The following is a 19,806-nucleotide window of genomic DNA, read 5'->3' as shown; positions in this document are numbered from 1 at the left end:
TTCCTTGTAAAAATAAGGCTCTTTTATAGGTTATTCGTAATGGAAATGAAATTCTTGCACTAAATCTGCACTGAGGCTTTTGGCGACTGGGCAGGTGTGAGCGGCGGCTTCTAAGGTGGCTCGTGTGCGTTCATCGAGATCTTTGCTAAGATAAAAATCTAGTACAACACGAGCCACTCGGCGTGGGTTAAGTGCCATTTCTTTTTGAACTTCAATGCACGTTCCTTGTAAATCTACGCCAAGATCTCTTGCTCGAATTCCCATAATCGTCATTGCACAAGCCGCGAGCGAGGCGGCAAGCAAATCTGTTGGCGAGAATGCTTCGCCTTTGCCGTTATTATCCACTGGGGCATCGGTGGAAATTTTGTCGCCACTTTGTAAGTGAATTAAATCGTTGTGTAGATCTCCAGTGTAATGAATGGTTGAAATATGTGCCATAGGAACTCCTTGTTGAGATGATTTATAGTCTAGTTAGAGTAAAAGGAAAGTAGATTGAGAGCAAGATAAAATTATTTTTTATTTAGAAAAATAATTATGGAAATGAAAGTGCGATGTGAATTTTGCTATTTTTTATTTGTGTAAATGTCATTTTCTTTCGTCATAGGGTAACTTATTGATTTTTGACAATGTATTTTTATATTGTATGAACAATAGAGAGAATAAGTATTTGTTCTGAGAGAGAATTTAAACTTGCGTGAAAAATCAGATCGTAAAAAAAGTAAGTGCGGTAGGATTTTGGTAAGTTTTTGGTGGCAAAAAAATAAACCTCGCGAAATGCGAGGTTTATTTGTGCGAGAAATTATTTCGCTGCTTTTAATTTTTGGTAATACTCTTCATAGTATTGAACTGCATCACCTACATCATCTTGCCAGTAGCTGTTTTGTAATACTTCAGCGGTTGGGTAGATTGCAGGATCTTTAGTGATTTCATCTGGAAGTAATTTTAATGCTTCAATATTTGAAGTTGGGTAGCCAATTTCTTCCGTTAATTGTGCCGCAGTTTTTGCGCCTAACATATAGTTGATAAGCTTATGCGCACCATCTGGGTTTTTCGCGGTTGCTGGAATAGCAAGGGTATCAACCCAAAGCACAGGGCCTTCTTTCGGGAATACCATATCTAAAGGCGCATTTTCTTTTTTCGCAATACGCACAGAACCATTCCATAATTGACCCACGTTCACTTCACCCGAGATGAATGAGTTAGCTGGGTTGTCTGAGTTGAATGAAAGTACGTTTGGACGTAATTTTAATAACTCTTCGTAAGCTTGTTTGATGATCGCTGGATCTTGGGTGTTTGGATCTTGGCCTAATTTTAATAGGGCAATGTTGAACACTTCACGTGCATCATCAAGTAATTGTACTTTACCTGCGAATTCAGGTTTCCATAAGTCGCCCCAAGTGGTGAAGTCAGAACCTTTGTAATCATTGGTGTTATAGGCAATACCCGGCGCACCTAATAATTGTGGTAAAGAATATTTGTTGCCTTTATCGTAAGGTTTGTCTAACCAATCTGGGTTTAATTCTTTGATAACAGGTAATTTGCTGTGATCTAATGGCATTAACATACCTTCACGTGCCATTTTTGACACAAAGTAGTTTGAAGGTGCGATAACATCGTAACCGCCGGCTTCACCTTGTGTTTTTAATTTCGCGTACATTGTTTCGTTAGATTCAAGGCTTGAAACAATGACTTTGATGCCAGTTTCTTTGGTAAATTCGTCTAATAAACCATCTGGAACATATTCTGTCCAAGTGTAAAGATATACGGTATCGTTAGCTGGTGCTTTGGTGTCCGCATTCTTTGTTTCTTTATCATTACAAGCTGTTAAAGTAACTGCGATCATTCCGGCTGTGAAAAGACCTGCAAATTTTTTCATTTCTATCATTCTCCTGTTAAGAGGGTTAGGGGCATATTTTGTTTTGGCAAAATATGAATAAAAAAACGCCTTGACAGCGTCAAGGCGTATTCTATTTTGTCTATGCTTATTTGTGAAGTATTATTTTCCCATTTGGGCTATTTATCTTTTTTCGCCACAACTTGGCTTAATACCACTAAAGCAAGAGAGAAAATAATCATAATGGTGGCTAGGGCGTTAACTTCAGGCGTTACCCCTGTTTTTACCAATGAGAAAATTTTCAGTGGTAAAATTTCGTAGCTTACGCCACTTACGAAAGAAGACACCACCACATCATCAAGGGAAATGGTAAAGCTTAATAACCAGCCTGAAACAATGGCAGGAAGTGCCAGTGGCAAAATAATTTTACGCAAAATGGTTACTTCACTTGCGCCTAAATCTTTCGCTGCTTCAAGCATTTTTGCGTCAAATCCTTTCAAGCGAGAGAACACGCTTACTACAACATAAGGCAGACAGAAAGTGATATGCGCTAAAAGCAATGACCAAAATCCGAGGGAAATACCTACGATCATAAATAATGCAAGCAAAGACACCGCCATTACAATATCCGGCGACATCATTACGATAAACAACATTCCGCTCACCGCCTGTTTACCGCGGAAACGATAGCGATATAAGGCGATCGCCGTTAAGCCACCCAAAATTGTGGAAAAAGTGGCCGCAAAAAAGGCGATAGTTACAGAGTGAAATGCGGCTTGGATTAAGGTATCGTTGTTAAATAAACGCTCATACCAATTCCAGCTAAAGCCTTTCCAGCTTAATCCGTAGCGATCTGCATTAAACGAATTGGTCACCAAAATGATAATTGGGATATACAAATAAGCGTACACCACCAACATAAAAACATTACGCAGTAAACGACTCATTATTCCAACTCCATTTTCTTATTCATTAATTTGCTTGCTTTGTAATAAACAAAGATGAGTAATGCCATTAAAATGGTCAAGCCGATACTAATTGCAGAACCAAATGGCCAGTTACGCGAAATTAAGAATTCACTCTTGATCACGTTACCCACAAGCAAGACTTTCGCACCGCCGAGCAAGTCAGCCACATAGAACATTCCCATTGCCGGTAATAACACTAATAAACAGCCTGCAATAATGCCCGGCATTGTGAGTGGAATAATCACTTTAACAAAGCGTTGGAAACTGTTTGCGCCCAAATCTTTCGCTGCTTCTAATAAACGGTAATCCAATTTTTCGATAGCTGCATACAATGGCAAAATCATAAATGGCAATAACAGATAGACCAAGCCAATGATTACCGCCGCTTCCGTATTAAGAATACGAATTGGCTCATTGATAATGCCAAGGGTAAGCAAGGTGCTGTTTAAAATCCCTTTTACGCCAAGGAAAATTTTCATTCCGTAAATACGAATTAATGAGTTCGTCCAGAATGGCAATACCACTAAAAAGAGCAAAATCGGGCGATATTTTTCCTTAATTTTGCTAATCATAAAGGCAAAAGGGTAGCCAATGATTAAACAAATAATGGTCGCAATGCCCGACATATAAAGAGAATTCCACACCACTTGCGCATAAAGCGGTTCAAATAAACGCGTGTAGTTCTCAATGGTAAATGGTAAGGCATAAAAATCACTGCTATCACGGGTTAAAAAACTCACCGTAAGCACCAATAAGTTTGGTGCAAGCACAAAGAAAATTAACCACGCAAAAATGGTGGTAATGGTGATTTTTTGAAATCCAGAATTAGCTGTCTTCATCGTCTAACACAACCTCCCAGCCTTCGTGCCAAGTTAGGGCAACTTTTTGTCCTACGGAGTGATCAATGTGCGGATCATCTTCATTGAAGAATTCGCTAACTAACACCTTCATATTGTTATGATCAAGAATAATGCTAGATTCCAACGTCATACCTTTATAGTTACGATCAGAAACGTGTCCGATAATGGCTTTGGATTGTTCGTTTTCGTCTAATTCTTCAATCACAATATCTTCAGGGCGTAAAAGCACTTTCAAATGCTGATCAGGTTGAACCGGTAAATCAGTATAGATCTCACAAATACGGCCTTCCACGTTCGCTTTTACGGTTTTTTCGCTCACGCGCTCAATCACTTTGGCGTTGAAAACATTAATTTCGCCAATGAAACGTGCCACGAATAAATTCTTCGGCTCTTCGTAAATTTCGCGTGGTGTACCATCTTGCTCAATGTTACCTTTGTTCATCACGATAATACGATCAGACATTGTTAAAGCTTCTTCTTGATCGTGAGTAACGAAAATAAAGGTAATGCCTAATTGACGTTGCAAGGCTTTCAGTTCATTTTGCATTTCTTTACGTAATTTATAATCCAATGCGGAAAGCGATTCGTCTAATAACAACACTTTTGGCTTATTTACCACCGCTCTTGCAATGGCAATACGTTGTTGCTGACCACCAGAAAGCTGATTAGGCTTGCGATCTGCCATTTCTTCCAAACGAACCATACGCAAGGCTTCCATTACGCGCGGTTTAATTTCCGCATTTGGCACTTTCTGCATACGCAAACCGAAAGCCACGTTTTCAAAAATTGTCATATGTGGGAAAAGGGCATAACTTTGGAATACGGTATTCACAAAACGGCGTTCTGCTGGCACGTCAGTAATATCCTGACCGTCCAAAATAATTTTACCGCCGTTAGGATCTTCTAATCCTGCAATCAAGCGTAACACTGTGGTTTTACCACAGCCTGAAGGCCCTAAAATTGTCAAAAATTCACCATTGTTAATGGTAAGATTTAAACCATTAATAATCGTTTTGTCGCCATAAGATTTGGTTAAAGAACGAAGCTCAATAATCGGCTTGGTTTGAACTGAATTTTCCACTAGCTTTGGTTTTCTCCCTAAGAAAATTGGTTGAACAATCAATGTATAGAAATAAGTGCTAATGATATAGCGAACGCCCCATAATGAAAAGCAATTAATCATATTTTGACTAAAAAAATTGCGTTGAATTTTGTTATATATCAATACCTCAAGTTAAGCGTCTAGTTAGAATAAAACGCAACGATTTTTTGCAAACGAAAAGATGATTATGGAAAACAGTACACAATATCAAGAAGGATTATTAGAACGTTTTTTGAACTATGTGAGTTTTGACACGCAAGGGAAATTTAATGCCAAGCCTATTCCTAGCTCTACTGGGCAGGCAAAGTTGGCTAAATTTCTGCAACAAGAGCTTTCTGCACTCGGTTTGCAACAAATTGAATTAACGAAACAAGGTATTCTCACCGCATTTTTGCCTTCCAATGTTAGCCCTAAAATGCCGACCATTGGCTTTATTAGCCAGCTTGATACTTCACCACAATGTAGCAGCAAACACGCCTTGCCTGAAGTGATTGAAAATTATCGTGGTGGCGATATTTCTCTTGGCATAGGGGAAGAATTTATCAGCCCGGTATATCACCCATTTTTGCAAAAACTGATTGGAAAAACCTTAGTGGTTGGTGACGGAAAAACTTTGTTAGGGGCAGATAACAAAGCAGGAATAGCAGAAATTCTGACCGCACTTCATATTTTGCAGCAAAATCATCTTTCCCATTGCAACATTCGCCTTGCCTTTGTGCCAGACAAAGAAACTGGGCAGGGAATGAAACATTTTCCTTTTGAGAAATTTACTTGTGATTGGGCATATTGCCTTGCTGGAGAGGGTGTGGGCAGTTTGGGTTATGAAAATGTTAATGTCGCCACCGCTACTGTAACCCTTTATGGACGCAATATTCAAGCTGGCGTAGGCAAAGACAAAATGCGTAATGCGCTCACTTTAGCTTGTGAATTTCAAAAGGGGCTACCAGCGCAAGAAGTGCCAGAGAAAACAGAGCGTAAGCAGGGATTTTTCCATTTAGAAAGTCTAACGGGCGACATTGAGAAAGTGGAAATGCGCTACTTAATTTGTGATTTTGATGCGGTGAGTTTTGAACAGCGTAAAGCATTTTTGGCAATGATGATTGTGGATTTTAATCGCAAAAAACGTTTAAGAAAAAAAGCACAGTTAAGCATTGAAGATCAATATGGCAATATGGGCGAAGTTATCAAACAGCAACCAAAATCTATTCAGCTTGCCGATTTAGCAATGAAACAATGTGATATTGAGCCAATTCTCACCCCAATTCGCTCAGGTTATCTCGGTGCGAAATTGGCAGAAAAACAGATTCCTTGCCCAATGTTATTTACTGGCGGCTATAATTTTCATAGCAAGCAAGAATTGACCACCCTTGAAGGAATGTGGGACGCCACAAGGGTGATCGTGAAAATTGTTGAGTTAGCCAATAAAATGCGTAGCTAATCAAACAACGTCCGCCAAATTTCTTCAATGAATTGGCGTTCAGATTGAAATTCTACTTGGCTAACCACAACAGGCAAGCCAAGTAAATTTAGCTGATGAATGCGGTTGCGCAGGCTGGTGTAGGCATTTTTTAATTGCTCAGAAATTTCAAAATTTAGCACCGCACTTGTATTTTCTTCACTTTGGTGTTCCGTACTTTGGTTTTCCGTATTAGGAATTTCCGCCATTGACTCAAAAATCCGCACGTTATCCGACCAAGTGGTTAAGCTCGGGTATTTCGGCGCATAAGTCAGCACTAAATATTGGGTGATAAATTCAATATCTGTAATGCCGCCTTTATCGGTTTTAATGTTAAATTCATCAGGATTGCTATTGGCGAGATGTTGATACATTTTCTCGCGCATTGCTTTCACATCTTCCTTGAGTTGCTCAAGATCCCGTGGTGCAGTCAGCACCTTGTGGCGAATTTGCTCAAAGCGTTGGCGCAAGGCAGGCTCGCCATAAACCGCACGGCTGCGCACCAAGGCTTGTTTTTCCCAGGTCCAAGCTTCATTCAGCTGATAATTTTCAAAAGCACTCAATGAACAGCCAAGCAATCCCGCATCACCTGAAGGGCGTAGGCGAATATCCACTTCGTAAAGAATGCCCGCATTCGTATTCATACTAAAAATGCTGATGACTTTTTGAGCAAGCTTGAGATAAAACTGATTGCTATCAATCACTTTTCTGCCGCCTTGGGTTTGCCCTGTTTGGCTGCCGTCAAATAAGAACACCAAATCCAGATCAGATTTATAGCCTAGCTCAATGCCGCCCAATTTGCCATAGCCAATCACCAAAAAGCCTTTTTCATCAGGGGCAAGAAACTCTGGTACGCCAAAGCGCGCGCTGACTTGCTGCCAAGCGAGATTGACCACCGCATCAATAATGGCTTCCGCTAAATAAGTGAGATGATCACTCACTTTCATTACAGGCAACGCCCCCAAAATGTCGGCGGCCGCCACGCGCAACAAGGTGCTCTGCTTAAATTGGCGCAGGGCATCAATGAATTGTTCTTCATCATCTTGCGGTAAACGGAGCAGATATTGCTTTAATTCGCTGGCATATTCGCTAAAATGGGTAGGATTAAGTAACGCGTTGCGATCTAACAATTCATCAAGCAAAATCGGGTGGCGCGCCACTTGTTGCGCAATCAGTTGCGATTGCGAACACAGTTCAATGAGCTGATTTAGCACTTGTGGATTTTCCACCAGCAATTCTAAATAGGTGGTGCGCGTGAGAATTTTGTCCACAATATCCAACATTCGTGGTAGCAAGGTTTTATAGGCCTGATGCTGGAAAATTTGTGCTAACAGCATTGGCATTAATTGCGTTAATACGCCACGCCCCCTTGAGCCAATTGGACGTCGCGCTAGTTCGGTGCGGAACTGAGCAAGGCGTTGTAAGAGCGGTGCATTTTCTTCCAGTTTTATGCCATTTTGTTGCAACATCTGCTGAATGTCTTCATCATTGAGATCCGTTTCTAAAAAATCGTCCCATTGGCTATTTTCTGGCGTAGGCTTATCGTTTTCTTCGCCAATTAATTGGGAAAAAACCGACCGCACTTTGTGTTGGTGAGATTGCAATAACGCATAAAAATCTGCCCAGTTGGTGAGGTGGTTTTCCACAATGATTGGCTGTTTTTCATCGTTCCATTGAAGGTAATGTTGTGCCGCAAAAATCAGGCGTTGGCGATCCAGTTCTTTTTCTGGCAAACGTTGCGTTTGCTTATCATCAATGGCTTGCAACACGTTTTCCACACGGCGTAAAAACACATAGGCTTGTAGCAAATCTTGCTTCTCATTTGGGCTAAGCAGGCCTAATTTTTCTAATTCAGGCAAGAGATTAAGTAGCGAATGCTGCTGCAATTTGCTTTCACGACCGCCACGAATTAGCTGGAAAACTTGCACGATAAATTCAATTTCACGAATCCCCCCAGCGCCAAGTTTAATGTTATCCACTAAACCTCGGCGGCGCACCTCTCGCTCAATTTTGCCTTTCATTTCGCGTAGCGCTTGAATCACACTGAAGTCAATATAGCGGCGATAAACAAAAGGGCGGAGCAAATTTTGCAAGTTTTTCACATTCGGATCTTGTGGATCTGCACCCAAAATTCGCCCTTTGATCATCGCATAGCGTTCCCAATCACGCCCTTGTTCTTGGTAATATTGTTCCATTGCGGTAAAGCTCAGCGCCAATGCACCGGCTTCCCCAAAAGGGCGTAGGCGCATATCCGTGCGATACACAAAACCATCAGGGGTATATTGATCAAGGGCGTTGATAAGGCGCTGCCCAAGGCGAGTGAAAAAAACGCTATTTTCAATGGAGCGCCTTGCCCCTTGGGTTTCCCCATTAGCTGGGTAGGTGAAAATGAGATCAATATCAGAAGAAAAATTGAGTTCAAATCCGCCTAATTTTCCCATTCCTAAAATATAGAGCAGCTGTGGGTTGCCGTGCGCGTCCATTGGCGTTCCCATTTCTGTACAAGCGCGCTGATAAAGCCAATCGCGAGTGGCGATAATAATGGCTTCTGCCAGTTGAGAAAGGCGGACAAAAACCGCTTCTACGGTGGCGAGATTTAGGCTTTGGCACAGGCTCAGTTTTGCCATTTCACGGTGGCGAAACAGACGTAGTTGGCGATACAGTTGGGCATCGTCATTAACGCTTTCAAGCAAATCCTGCAAGGCTTGGCGATAATAGTCTTTATTTTCTAAAGTGGGGATCTGCTGCCAACATTGGTGCAAAAAGTGCGGTTGTTTTTTAAGGTTTCTGCCACAAAATCAGACATTGTAATGCCTTGCGCCAGCTTGCCAATCGGGCTTGTGGGATCATTTTTCTGCACAGCAATTTGTGTGTAAATTTCTTCATTATAGTGTTCGGGGAAGTGTTGAATTAAATTCGCTGCCAGTGCTTGCAAGGTATCCTCAAGATGGGGAACAGAAAATGCCATAGCCTATCCTTATGAATGATTAACTTGTTGCTAACTATAAAGAAATTTTGAGAATTTTTAAACACATAGATTGCATTAGCAACGGAAAATTACTACACTGAAAGCCGAGCTAAAGGCTCAGATTAGTCGGGGTGCTTGATAGCTGAGATCATACCCGTGAACCTGATACAGTTAATACTGACGTAGGAAACTAATTTCTTTGCTGTTTGCGTCAATATTGCTGGTCGTTTTTTATGGAAGGAAACACTATGCAATTCAAAAAATCTTTTTCTCTTACTTTTCTTACCGCACTTTTTAGCACCAACCTTATGGCAGCACAAAGCCCTGAAAATGTGCAAGTTTACACTTATGATAGTTTTAGTGCCGATTGGGGCGCAGGTCCGAAAGTGAAAGCTTTGTTTGAACAAGCTCACCCGCAATGTCAGGTAAATTATGTGCCTTTTGATAGCACAGGCGTGATGTTTAATCGCATTCGTCTTGAAGGAAAAAAGAGCAAAGCAGATATTGTGCTAGGCTTAGATCAAACAATGCTTGAGGAAGCAAGAAAAACACAATTATTTGCCGAAAATAGCGTACCAACGGAACAACTTTCCTTGCCAGTGAAGTGGCAAGACAAGGTGTTCTTACCTTATGATTTTGGTGCTTATGCCTTTGTTTATCATAAAGAAAAATTACCAAATCCACCAAAAAGCCTAAAAGAATTAGTGGATAACCAACAACTTCGCGTCATTTACCAAGATCCGCGCACCAGTGGTGTGGGGCGTGGTTTAGTGATCTTAATGAATGAAGTTTATGGTGATGATGTGGGCGCTGCGTGGAAAAAACTCGCTAGCCATACCGTTACTGTAGGCAAAGGCTGGTCGGAAACCTATGGTGCATTTTTAAAAGGCGAAGCGGATTTAGTATTTAGCTATAACACATCACCGCTTTATCACTTATTAAATGATAAAGATGCCAATTACGCCGCCACGGATTTTGCGGAAGGGCAAGTATTACAAATTGAAACCGCGGCACGAATGGCAAATCACCCAAATGCTTGTGCAGATGCCTTTATGCAATTTTTGATTTCACCGCAGGCACAAAGCCAAATTTCACAAAAAAATGTGATGTTTGCCGTAATTGATGAAAAAATTGAACCGCACTTTGATGCCTTAAAACAAGCGCAGCAGAGCAAAACCACCTTGGGTAGTGGCGTCAATGCAGAACAATTAAAACAATGGACGAACACTTGGCAAGCCAGCTTAACACAATAATTCGCCGTAATTTACAAAAATTCCCCTTGTCATCAATGGCTGGGGGAATTGGCGTGATTTTGTTGTTAGGCGCATTTTATCTGTTTGCCTTAAGTGCGGTGTTAAATCTTGGCCATGATCATCAATGGACGACACTTTGGCAAGATAGCTATGTGCGCCACGTTATCGCCTTTAGTTTTGGGCAAGCCTTTTTATCAGCGTTTTTATCTGTGCTGGTTGGGCTGTTTTTTGCGCGCGCGTTTTTTTACCAAGATTTCCGTGGCAAGCCACTGATTTTAAAATTATTTTCTCTCACCTTCGTGTTGCCTGCCTTGGTGGCAGTGCTAGGCTTACTTGGGATTTACGGACATTCAGGCTGGTTGGCAAGCTTATTTTCCGCTCTTGAGATTAATTGGAAACCCAATATTTATGGCTTGAGTGGCATTTTAATCGCCCATTTATTTTTTAATATTCCTTTGGCAAGTCGCTTGTTTTTGCAGGCACTCTCAAGTATTCCCAATCAGCAACGGCAGCTCAGTTCACAACTGAATATTCGCGGTTGGCAGTTTATCCGTTTGATCGAATTGCCTTATTTACGCCAACAGTTTTTGCCAGCTTTTGCTTTAATTTTTATGCTGTGCTTCACCAGCTTTGCCATTGTGCTAACCCTTGGCGGCGGGCCGGCTTACACCGCCTTAGAAGTGGCAATTTATCAAGCCATTTTATTTGAATTTGATTTACCGAAAGCCGCAATGCTCGCGTTATTACAATGTGGGTTTTGCGTGCTGTTGCTTGCGCTCAGTAGTTTGTTTAACAGCAAAGATCCGAGCCAGCTTAATTTGCGTCATTTTTGGCGAGAAAAACAAACAAGTGCGGTGCAAATTTGGCAAATTTTTTGTGTCAGCAGTGTGCTGATTTTTCTCTTTTCCCCGCTGCTTTATATGGTGGTGGCAGGCTTAGATTGGCAGGCGTGGCAAAAAGTAGCAGCCAATCCCCAGTTATGGCGCGCCTTGGGGTATTCTTTAAGTATCGCTCTATGTTCTGCGCTATTTGCGATTTTATTTTCAATGGCATTGCTCTTTTTGGCTCGCCGTTTAGCTTGGCAACATCATCGCTATTGTGCCAATTTAATTAGTAATATGGGAATGATCGTGCTTGCGATCCCCACCTTGGTAGTGGCGCTAGGGTTGTTTATTCGCTTGCAAGCAATGGATTTTCAGCCGTGGCATTTATTGCTGATTATGGCATTTTGTAATGGCATTTTGGCGATGCCTTTTGTGATCCGCACGCTTTCTGTACCAATGTATCAATGTATGCAATATGATCGCCTTTGCCAATCTCTTGGCGTGCAACGCTATCAACGCTGGAAATGGGTGGAATGGCAAGCCCTTAATGCCCCAATGCGGTATGCTTTTGCCTTGGCTTGCGCTTTATCTTTGGGGGATTTCACCGCCATTGCCTTATTCGGCAATCAAGATTTTATCTCTCTGCCGTATTTGCTCTATCAGCAATTAGGCTCATATCGTATGCAGGAAGCGAGTGTTACCGCCTTGATTTTATTATTGTTATGTGGCGCGTTATTTGTGCTGATTGAGCGTTCACAAAGGCAGGACAAAGATAAAATTTGAAAAAATTGCACCGCACTTTATCTTTGCATTTTGGTATGTTTACCACATTCTTTCGTTTTATGATTTAGGCAACACGATGATTAAACTGGATACTTATTTTCATTACCCCAATCAACCAATGCACTTTGAGCTGCATATCCCTGCAGGACAACGGGCAGCCATTGTGGGGGCAAGTGGGGCAGGCAAAAGCACCTTGCTCAATCTCATTGCAGGATTTGAACTGGCAGACAAAGGGGAAATTTGGCTCAACGGGCAAAATCACACCTTTAGCGCCCCTCATCAACGCCCTGTTTCAATGCTGTTCCAAGAGAATAATTTGTTCACTCATTTGACGGTAGCGCAGAATATTGCTTTAGGGCTAAAACCAAGCCTAAATCTTAGCGAGTTAGAAAAAGCTAAGGTGGCGAAAGTGGCAAGTGCGGTGGGATTAGGGGAGTTGTTAAATCGCTTGCCTAATGCCCTTTCAGGCGGACAAAAACAACGTGTCGCCTTGGCGCGTTGCCTGTTGCGTGATAAACCCATTTTATTGCTTGATGAACCCTTTTCCGCCCTTGATCCTCATTTACGCCAAGAAATGTTGCATTTATTGGATAAGTTATGCCAGCAGAAAAATTTGACTTTACTTATTGTGACGCATCAACCTGATGAATTAACAGGAAAAATTGATCGCCTTTTGGTGGTTGAAAATGGTAGGATTAGTGATAAACCATTACCCGAATTAAAAATTTAAGTCTAAAATAGACCGCACTTTTTACAACAAGGATAATTTATGACAACCACAAACATTCAAATTCCCTCTTTAACACCGCACCCAACGTTGGAATACTGGTCAGTGTGTAAAGTGGAAGCTTTATTTGAAACGCCTTTTTTAGATCTTGTGTTCCGTGCTGCACAGGTTCATCGTGAGAATTTCAATCCGCGTGCGATCCAGCTTTCCACCTTAATGTCGATTAAAACCGGCGGTTGCCCAGAGGATTGTGGTTACTGTCCGCAATCGGCGCGTTATCAAACGGGCGTGCAAAATCAGCAACTGATTGATGTTGATGAAATTGTGGAAAAGGCGAAAGTGGCAAAATCTCGTGGCGCAAGCCGTTTTTGTATGGGCGCGGCGTGGCGTGGGCCAAAGCCAAAAGACATTGAAAAAATCACCACCATTATCAAAGCGGTGAAAGCGCTTGGCTTAGAAACCTGCGGTACATTTGGCTTATTGCAAGACGGAATGGCAGAAGATCTGAAAGAAGCTGGGCTAGATTATTACAACCATAATATCGACACTGCGCCAGAACATTACGAAAAAATCATCGGTACACGCCAATTTGATGATCGTATAAACACCCTTGGCAAAGTGCGTAAAGCTGGCTTAAAAGTCTGCTGTGGTGGGATTGTTGGAATGGACGAAACCCGCAAAGAGCGCGCGGCCTTTATCGCTAGCCTTGCGAATCTTGATCCACAACCTGAATCTGTGCCAATTAACCAATTAGTGAAAGTGGAAGGCACGCCATTGGCAGAAGCGGCAGAATTAGATTGGACGGAATTTGTGCGTACCATCGCCGTGGCTCGCATTGTAATGCCAAAAAGCTATGTGCGTTTATCCGCAGGCCGTCAAGGAATGTCAGAAGAAATGCAAGCAATGTGCTTTATGGCGGGCGCAAACTCCATTTTCTACGGTGATAAATTACTGGTTACCGAAAATCCAGAAGAAGACGGCGATCAACTGCTTATGGCAAAACTCGATCTTGAGCCAGAAACGGAAGAAAATCGCGAGTTAAAAGAAGAACCCTCTTTGTTTAAAGAAGTGATGTAATAATAAACTAGAATAGAAAAATCAATGGCAGCGAAAGCTGCCGTTTTTTATGCCTTATAACAACCCTTTTTTACGCAAATCCCGACTAATACGAATAGCGGTTTCTGTTTCGCATCCGGCGTATTCGCCAATTTCACGGTGTGTCCAGCGGTATTCAGGGAAGTTTTCTTTTAAGAAATAAATGCTATCAATCACTCGATCAAGGCTTTTTAAATAAGCGCTTTTGGCAAGGCGATCTTCCGCATCTCGTAATTCATTGGATAAAATTTGGAATAATAAACGAATGGTTTCAGGATTATCTAAAAAGAATAAATCAACATCTTGCGGCGTGATTTTAATAATTTCAGCTTCCATTAGCACTTTCGCAGTGCAGTGATATTTTTTATCGCCAAAAAGCGTGCGAAAACCAAAATAATCCTCCGCTTTATAAATTCTGACCAAGCTTTCTTTGCCATTTTCAAGGGTATGATACAACCCGATTAGCCCATTTTTGACAAAATAAAAAGACTGTGCGGTATCCCCTTGGCGATAGATTTGTGTGCCTTTCTCAAGGGCAACTAAATGATTATATTGACAATTTTTTAAATTCATCTGTTCAAGCATTTTCATATCCTATGAGATTTATCCTTGTATTACGCGCAATATTAGCATATAGCAGGCAATAAAAAGTAAGCTCATACCGAGCAATTTGCGCGCCGTGTCTTCTTTGATAATGCCACGAATTTTCATACTGGCAAAACTCATAAAAAAAGAACTTAGCACTACAATCAACACAATAGAGAAGCTCACATAGCCAACTTGCAAGGAATGGGGAATCACCACTTCGGGCGTTTTGGCTAAATAGCCATACAGGTTGCCAATGCCCCCAATCACTATCATATAGTTAGTGTAAACCGCCACACTTTTAATGTTTACACTCGGCAATTGGCTAATTAATGGCGACATAATCGAACCGCCGCCGATCCCAGTAATTCCAGCGATTCCTCCACCAAAAAAGCAGAAAAGACTACCACGCAGACTATCATTTTTCTGTGTTTGTTGCTTTTTCTCATTGCGCTGATGTAAAAACGTCTTCAATGCCAGCACCGTTAGCGTAATCACAAACACCCCAATAATCACGTTGTCGGAAACTTCAAAACTAAGATGAAATCCAAGCTGTACGCCAAGGATCATACTTAACGACCAAAGCAGCAATTTTTTCTTATCGATCTGAATTTTAAGTCTATGAAAGTAAAATAAATTAATTAACGCTGATCCCATCACGATAGTCAGCGATGTGGCAGAAATCATTTGAATAGGCATTTGCGGAAAAAGCGTGTGCAAAATCGGCACCATCAACACCCCACCACCAATACCAAAAATGGCTGACATCAGGTTAGTCAATATACCGCATAAAATAAGAATAATGATCAAAGAAAATGTCATAGGCGATCCTTATGATTTTTTCTTTATTATGAATAATCAAACCAAGAATCCTTATGATCGGTATCATAAAAATAAACATCAAAACATTGTTTCAATATTTTTGTGATCTTGATCTTGTTTTTGAAATATTATGCTTTTCTCCATTGAAATATTTGCCTATCATAATAACGAATGATCAGTTTTAGTTACTTTTGTGTTGTATTTAACCAGCTTGAACATCGCAGTGGCTCAGATTAATCGTATTTAATTTGAGGTGTCTTTTCACAATGAATAATAAGGATTATTGCTATATGAAAAAATCACTTTCTCTTCTTGCGCTTTCACTTCTCGCAGCAACAAGCACAGCAAGTGCGGTAGAAATTTATAAAAAAGATGGCACGAGCGTGCAGATCAACGGGCAATTTAGACCAATGCTTGCACATACGGAAGGAGAACGCTCAGACTTGCGTGATCGTGGTTCGCGTGTGGAATTTATCTTTGCACAAGAAATGGCAGAAAATTTACGATTAATCGGTAAAGCCAGAATGATTTTTAATGGGAAAGATGCCAGCGGTAGTAATCATTCAGGCTTTGGTGATCCGCGTACAGCACAACTTTATCTTGGTGTAGAACATAAATCCGTAGGGCGTTTATATTTAGGTCGCTTACCAGCTAATGGTGATGCCATTATGTTGGGAGACTGGCAATTAGGTGGTAGTGGGCGTAATCCACTTACTGCTTCGGCTGAGAAAGGGGCGCATTTCAGAACCGTGGAATTTGCTGGTTTCCAGTTTGGTGCTGATTATTTATTTGGTTCATCTGAAAAAGGAGTGGATAACTCACCGAAGCATTTAAAAAATGGTTATGGGCTTGCGTTATATTATACGAATAAATTAAATGATGACTGGCGTGTCCGTCTTAGAGCAGGTTACACTCGTGATAACTACGATAGCCACCAATTCTCAGCACCAGACAGCACTGGAGCAAATAAATCTTGGATTGAAAAAGATGTAAACCGCTCTGCGTGGCGTGTGTCTGGTGAAGTGAAATATCGTAATTTGGAAGTTGCTTATAACTATGGTGAATTAAAAGATCTACAACGCGCGAACTATCTTGACACTAATGCAGTAAAAGAAAAAAGACATTTCCTCGCAGCAAAATATTTCATCACGCCAAAATTTGCAGGTTATAGCCAATTCCGTTATGAAAAACGTGGTGAAAATGTAAATCACGGTTACACCTTAGGGCTGGATTATCGTCCAATCAAAAACTTGATCACCTTTATCGAATTTGGGCGTGATCGCAATATCAGCAACGTAAATGTACATAATAAATATGTAAACCAATACTACACGGGCTTCCGTTTCTTATTCTAAGGGAGAACCTATGAAAGCGAGCTTATTTCCAAAGCTGAGCCTATTAACTGCCTGCGTTATTGCAGGCAGTGTTAATGCGGCGAATTATGCGTGGGATTTTTTTGAAAATGCACAGCCACCAGCTTATTTAACGGTAACCAATGGACAGGTTGCGCCGAGTACGTTGCATTACAAGGACGGTAAGCAGGCGTTGCATTGGCAATTCGAGCCAAAAGGGCGGTTGGTTTTTGCGCAAAATTTAGATTTTTCACAAAATGATGATATTTTACCGCAGACCTTTATGTTGTGGCTTTATAACGATAAAGCCTTAAAGCAACCTTTGCAATTTGCCTTTGAACAAAATGGTCAGGTGAAAAAATCCTTTAAAATTAATTTAGATTTTGTCGGCTGGCGTGGTATTGCCGTGCCGTTTCGTGATATGCAGGGCGAAAAGGTAGCAAGCCTCGATAAATTGGTGATCCAAGCGCCTAATGAAGCGGGATCGCTTTATTTAGATCAGCTTTTATTCAACGTACCAGTAGATAATCGTTACCCAATTCCAGATTATCAAGCGGATTTTGTGAACCCAGCGGCAAGCACGGCGGTGAATAAAAACTGGAATGGCTTGCTGATGTATGATCGAATGCTAAGCAAAAATTACCCACATTTTGATTTTAATACGAGCTTTCATTCTGATCCGCAAAGCGAAAGCATTTATCAACGCTTTGAACAAGTGCTAAATGTGTTTGCAGATAAACCAAGTGCGGTGGATTTTTCACAAATTTTGCAGAAATATCAGGCGTTTAATATTAGTGAAAAAAATGGCGTAATCCAAGGCGCGATGCTGGATTTCCCTGCACGACAAAAATTTATGAAGAACGCACAGGTGTTTAGCAAACAAGATCAAGCGTTTCTACTGAGTTCTGTGTCAATGCGTGAGCTAGGCAAAGTGATGTTAGAAAGTGCGAAAGCTTTGCGTACAGGCAAACTGACAGACGAACAACGCCAACAACTGGAAGCACAATTCTTACTCGCCACCCGTTATTTATTTGATCAAGGTTTTGTGTGTGGCAGTAGTATTCAAATTGTGAGCCATATGGGGTATCAAAATCGAGAAATTTTTGATGCCTGGTTCTTAATGAGAGATTTGTTATCTCAGCAAGGATTGCTGGAACAAGCTCAAGGTGCAATGGCGTGGTTTAGTGGGGCTGGACGTATTTTTGAACCAGATAGCAGTATTGTAGAAGCGAATGTAGATATTCTTAATACGCAACTGCAATGGATGTTGAAGAGTATTTTATTATTACCTAATGAAAATCAACGTGCTGGGCTGTTAAAACAGTTTTCACATTGGTTGAGTACGACTGTTTTACAATCTCAAGGGGTTGCCGGTGGGTTTAAGCCTGATGGTTCAATGTTCCATCATTCACAGCATTATACAGCCTATGGAAAAGATGCGTTTACAGGGCTTTCTCCTGTTGTTTATGCAATTAGTGGGACACCTTATGCACTTACTCAAGAGGCGAAAAAACGTGTTAATGATGTGTTGTATAAAATGTGGGTTTATACCAAAGAAGGGCATATCCCTATTGTAATTAGTGGCCGCCATCCAACAGGGAAATTCTCCATTGCCTCTGCGCCTTATAAATGGTTTGCTTTAGCGGGCGATGAAAAAAATTCGGCAAAAATCAACCGCACTTTTGCCGCCATTTATGCCGCGCTTGAACATAAAGCAGAGTTTGAAGGTGTGCCAGCCGCAGCAGAGCCTACTGGAGCCTGGGCAATGAATTACGCTTCGATGGTGGTTCAGCGTCGTCACCAAGACGATCCAAAACTTTCTTGGCTTGCCATTGTACGCGGCTTTAGCCGTTATTTAGTCGGCAATGAATCCTATGAGAAAAATAACTTATATGGACGTTATATGTCTTATGGCGCACTAGAAATTATTCCTGATCATTTCAATGATCGAGGCTATCGCTATGACGGTTGGGATTGGAATCGTTTCCCTGGCACCACAACCATTCATCTGCCATACCCTGAGTTAAGAGCCAAATTATCACAGCTCCCAGCCGCAGGATTGGAAGAAATGCTGCTTTCTACCGAAACCTACGCAGGTGGAACGGATCTGCATAATAATAGTATGTATGCAATGAAATTGCGCGGCCATAGCAAATATCAGCAAGAATCCTTGTTCGCGAAAAAATCCTACTTCCTTTTTGATAATCAAATTATCGCCTTAGGATCGGATATTCGTAATGATGACAAACAGCACGCAACGGAAACCACCTTGTTCCAGCATAATGTCGCAGATCTTAAACCAATGTTTATCAATGGAAAACCATTGGCAACCTTAGGGACAGTGGAAGAATTATCCGGCCCTGTTACTTTGGCAGATCCTGCGGGCAACCGCTATTATGTGAGCGCAGGGCAAAAATTGACGGTGCGTTATCAAGAACAAGAATCTGTTGACGATCGCAACGATAAACCAACCCAAGGCAAATTTGCTAGTGCAGTGTTAGATCACGGCAAAGCACCAGAAAATGGGCAATATGAATATGCTGTACTCATTGCACCAAACGCTGATGAAGGGGCGGATTATCAAAAATTATCCCACAGCAGCAAATTACACGCAGTGCGTGATAAGCGTAGTGGTCAAGAAGGCTATGCCTATTTTGAAGCAGAGCAAAAAGACGTGGGCGGCATATTGCTTGGGGCAAGCCAACCGCTAATGGCAATGGCTCAACAAGGCAACGAAGCAGGCAAGGATTATCTTGATCTATCTATTGTGAACCCTGATTTTGCTTTCTATCAAGGCACGGAAGAAGATCAAGTGAAAGACGGCAAACAAGTGGAAGTGAGCATTTATTCTCGCACTTGGCGTAAAACCCCTTCTCAACCACAGCATTCTAGTGTAACGGCAAAAGGCAAATGGCAACTCACCCAAGCTAGCCAATGCGCCAAAGCTGAAGTGAAAGGGGAAAACACCTTAATTTCCACCCAAACCACAGATGCAACCCCTTGTAAAGTGAGATTGATTGCTATGAAATAACAGCTAAAAATCCACGAAAAAATACCGCACTTTGATCTGCATCCCAAATCCTAGACATCTAGGAAGTTTAAATATTGAGCTCTGTATTATACAGAGTTCAATTTGTTTAATGTGGTTGAATTCGTAGCTCATTATAATAGTGAATA

The 19,806-nt window shown here is 41.4% G+C and carries 14 protein-coding genes, 1 pseudogene and 1 riboswitch; of the genes and pseudogenes, 7 read left to right on the top strand and 8 right to left on the bottom strand.

The genetic code is table 11. From position 1 onward, the window contains the following. Nucleotides 1-30: 30 nt before the first annotated feature. The 5 genes from C3007_RS01150 to potA form a co-directional block, all read right to left on the bottom strand. Nucleotides 31-438, bottom strand: a complete 408-nt coding sequence (locus C3007_RS01150) for an OsmC family protein (protein WP_103852689.1) — start codon at nucleotides 436-438, stop codon at nucleotides 31-33. 361 nt (nucleotides 439-799) lie between these two features. Then, nucleotides 800-1,876, bottom strand: a complete 1,077-nt coding sequence (locus tag C3007_RS01145; protein WP_103852688.1) for an extracellular solute-binding protein — start codon at nucleotides 1,874-1,876, stop codon at nucleotides 800-802. 137 nt (nucleotides 1,877-2,013) lie between these two features. Continuing rightward, complete coding sequence (gene potC / locus C3007_RS01140; protein ID WP_103852687.1) at nucleotides 2,014-2,781, bottom strand: spermidine/putrescine ABC transporter permease PotC; 768 nt, start codon at nucleotides 2,779-2,781, stop codon at nucleotides 2,014-2,016. Then, entirely contained in the window at nucleotides 2,781-3,641 is an 861-nt protein-coding gene (potB, locus tag C3007_RS01135) for a spermidine/putrescine ABC transporter permease PotB (protein ID WP_103852686.1), read from the bottom strand. Before potB ends, potC begins: the two co-directional genes overlap by 1 nt. After that, complete coding sequence (gene potA / locus C3007_RS01130) at nucleotides 3,628-4,743, bottom strand: spermidine/putrescine ABC transporter ATP-binding protein PotA (protein ID WP_103852693.1); 1,116 nt, start codon at nucleotides 4,741-4,743, stop codon at nucleotides 3,628-3,630. The genes potB and potA overlap by 14 nt, the downstream gene beginning before the upstream one ends. Nucleotides 4,744-4,951: 208 nt before the next feature. Between potA and pepT the strand changes: the two genes are divergently transcribed. After that, entirely contained in the window at nucleotides 4,952-6,202 is a 1,251-nt protein-coding gene (gene pepT / locus C3007_RS01125) for a peptidase T (RefSeq protein ID WP_103852692.1), read from the top strand. Here the strand turns inward: pepT and glnE are convergent. Beyond that, a pseudogene (gene glnE, locus C3007_RS01120) lies at nucleotides 6,199-9,188 on the bottom strand (bifunctional [glutamate--ammonia ligase]-adenylyl-L-tyrosine phosphorylase/[glutamate--ammonia-ligase] adenylyltransferase). The gene pepT and the pseudogene glnE sit on opposite strands and share 4 nt — an antisense overlap. A 117-nt stretch (nucleotides 9,189-9,305) precedes the next feature. Then, a riboswitch (TPP riboswitch) is annotated at nucleotides 9,306-9,394 on the top strand. 42 nt (nucleotides 9,395-9,436) lie between these two features. On the opposite strand from glnE, the gene thiB reads away from it, so the two are divergent. The 4 genes from thiB to bioB all read left to right on the top strand — a co-directional run bounded on the left by thiB (nucleotide 9,437) and on the right by bioB (nucleotide 13,852). Then, nucleotides 9,437-10,441 carry a thiamine ABC transporter substrate binding subunit gene (thiB, locus tag C3007_RS01115; RefSeq protein ID WP_103852685.1) on the top strand — a complete coding sequence of 335 codons (1,005 nt, stop codon included), beginning with the start codon at nucleotides 9,437-9,439 and terminating at the stop codon, nucleotides 10,439-10,441. Nucleotides 10,442-10,476: 35 nt separating this feature from the next. Beyond that, the gene (thiP, locus tag C3007_RS01110) at nucleotides 10,477-12,048 is read left to right on the top strand and encodes a thiamine/thiamine pyrophosphate ABC transporter permease ThiP (protein ID WP_243397641.1); all 1,572 of its coding nucleotides are present in this window, start codon (nucleotides 10,477-10,479) and stop codon (nucleotides 12,046-12,048) included. A 76-nt stretch (nucleotides 12,049-12,124) separates the two neighbouring features. Beyond that, nucleotides 12,125-12,778 (top strand): thiamine ABC transporter ATP-binding protein, encoded by a 654-nt coding sequence (gene thiQ, locus C3007_RS01105; RefSeq protein ID WP_103852683.1) that lies wholly within the window; start codon nucleotides 12,125-12,127, stop codon nucleotides 12,776-12,778. Between the two features lie 39 nt (nucleotides 12,779-12,817). Then, complete coding sequence (gene bioB / locus C3007_RS01100; protein WP_103852682.1) at nucleotides 12,818-13,852, top strand: biotin synthase BioB; 1,035 nt, start codon at nucleotides 12,818-12,820, stop codon at nucleotides 13,850-13,852. 54 nt (nucleotides 13,853-13,906) lie between these two features. On the opposite strand, the gene C3007_RS01095 is transcribed toward bioB, so the two are convergent. Together C3007_RS01095 and C3007_RS01090 are read right to left on the bottom strand one after the other, a co-directional pair. After that, a complete protein-coding gene (locus C3007_RS01095) occupies nucleotides 13,907-14,461 on the bottom strand; it encodes a Crp/Fnr family transcriptional regulator (RefSeq protein WP_103852681.1) in 555 nt (184 codons plus the stop codon). A 12-nt stretch (nucleotides 14,462-14,473) separates the two neighbouring features. After that, nucleotides 14,474-15,277 carry a sulfite exporter TauE/SafE family protein gene (locus C3007_RS01090; RefSeq protein ID WP_103852680.1) on the bottom strand — a complete coding sequence of 268 codons (804 nt, stop codon included), beginning with the start codon at nucleotides 15,275-15,277 and terminating at the stop codon, nucleotides 14,474-14,476. A 290-nt stretch (nucleotides 15,278-15,567) separates the two neighbouring features. On the opposite strand from C3007_RS01090, the gene C3007_RS01085 reads away from it, so the two are divergent. Together C3007_RS01085 and C3007_RS01080 are read left to right on the top strand one after the other, a co-directional pair. Further along, nucleotides 15,568-16,632: a porin gene (locus C3007_RS01085; protein ID WP_165779936.1), complete on the top strand. Its 1,065-nt coding sequence runs from the start codon at nucleotides 15,568-15,570 to the stop codon at nucleotides 16,630-16,632. A gap of 10 nt (nucleotides 16,633-16,642) precedes the next feature. Continuing rightward, nucleotides 16,643-19,660, top strand: a complete 3,018-nt coding sequence (locus C3007_RS01080; protein ID WP_103852678.1) for a chondroitinase family polysaccharide lyase — start codon at nucleotides 16,643-16,645, stop codon at nucleotides 19,658-19,660. The last annotated feature ends 146 nt before the right edge of the window (nucleotides 19,661-19,806 follow it).

It is taken from the genome of Avibacterium gallinarum (assembly GCF_002921135.1).
GTDB lineage: Bacteria > Pseudomonadota > Gammaproteobacteria > Enterobacterales > Pasteurellaceae > Avibacterium > Avibacterium gallinarum.
Note: the sequence above shows the minus strand (reverse complement) of the source record. Positions and strands in the feature narration are given on the sequence as shown.